The following is a 1714-nucleotide window of genomic DNA, read 5'->3' on the forward strand; positions in this document are numbered from 1 at the left end:
ATCAAGAGATGCTCTAGCCAGAGCTGAGAGAGACGGAACAACATGATGCGCTAGAGCTTGAAGGCAGCAAGCCTGCCATTGAAGGTATTGCTGAAAATGTTGAGGAACAATACGACCCACTGACTAGCGATCCAAGTTTGCATTTCTCTGCAACCGCAGAACCCGATCAAGCAGAGCCAGTAGAATCGACTGAGCCTAAACGCCATTACAATATTCATATGCCGACGGAAGTACCGGAGGCTGCTGCGCAACCGGTTAAAACCACAGCGCCTGAGTCGATCGCGCCAGCGCATATCGCTCCAGTACAAGCCGCGCCTGATCCACAACCGATTCAAACGCCGAAACCAATTTTTCAAGCGCCAGAAGAGCCATTAGAAGAGGGCGTTGAACGTTCTAAACAGCTAAATGCGACGATTGAGCAACTTGAGCATGCGGCAATGGATGAAGATGACTTAGCGGAACAAACTCAAGCTGAAGCGCATCACTCGCAAGCGGCCTACCAAGAGTATATGCAAGAACAGCCTACTGAGCCGGCACCTTATCAGAATCACGAACCAGAGTTTTCAGCTGAGCCCGCTCATCAAGAGCCAGTTTATCAGGAACCAATTTCGCAAGACTCTGAGCATCAAGAGCCGTCATTTACCTTTGATCCTGAACCAGAAGTGATTCCTGAGCCGATGTTTATCGAGCCAACGACTGCCGATGAACCATTACATAGCAATCAAGCTCATGAAGAGTTTGAACCTGCGTTTGCGCAAGATGCCCCTGTAGCAGACGAGACGCCTTGGGAAGAGCCAAGCGCACCGCAAGCGTCTGCAGAAGTGGTTGAACCTCAGCCACAGTCTGATAGCAATGAAAAAGCGATCGATTTGCCGTGGGAAGAGGTGACAGAAGAAGAACCGGCACACCCAGACCAAGATGTTGCAGCGTTCCAGAATATTGTTTCTGAAGCTCAGGCGAATATGGCGGCGGCGCAAAATCCGTTCTTGGTTCAAAAAGAGCCTAATCTGCCTAAGCCGACGTCTCCGATGCCGACTTTAGAGCTACTCTATCACCCTGAGAAGCGTGACAACTTTATTGATCGCGATGCTCTAGAAGATATTGCGCGTCTGGTTGAGTCAAAGCTCGCTGACTACAAGATTAAAGCCGAGGTGGTAGATATTTTCCCTGGCCCAGTTATTACTCGATTTGAACTTGATCTTGCTCCGGGTGTGAAAGTGAGTCGAATCTCAAGTCTATCGATGGACTTAGCACGTTCATTGTCTGCGATGGCAGTACGTTATTCCGGGCAAACCATACGTAGGTTTAGAGCTACCGAACATGAGTCGACAAACAGTGTTCTTCTCTGATGTGGTGGGTAGCCAACAGTTTATTGATGCTAAATCACCAACAACTGTCGTAATGGGGCAAGACATTGCGGGTGAAGCGGTTATTGCTGATATCGCAAAAATGCCTCACGTGTGGCAGGTACCACTGGTTCGGGTAAATCGGTGGGTGTGAACGTAATGATTCTGAGTATGCTGTATAAAGCAACGCCTGAAGATCTGCGCTTCATTATGATCGACCCGAAAATGCTCGAGCTATCTATCTATGAAGGTATCCCACATCTATTGTCAGAAGTGGTTACCGATATGAAAGATGCTTCTAACGCACTGCGCTGGTGTGTGGGCGAGATGGAGCGACGTTACAAGCTAATGTCTGCGTTAGGCGTACG

1 pseudogene is annotated in these 1714 nt (G+C 48.9%); it reads left to right on the plus strand.

The features are described from left to right. Positions 1 to 500: 500 nt before the first annotated feature. Positions 501 to 1714, plus strand: a pseudogene (locus KIV40_RS34455) (DNA translocase FtsK); the annotation flags it as partial.

The organism is Vibrio sp. D173a (assembly GCF_030248475.1).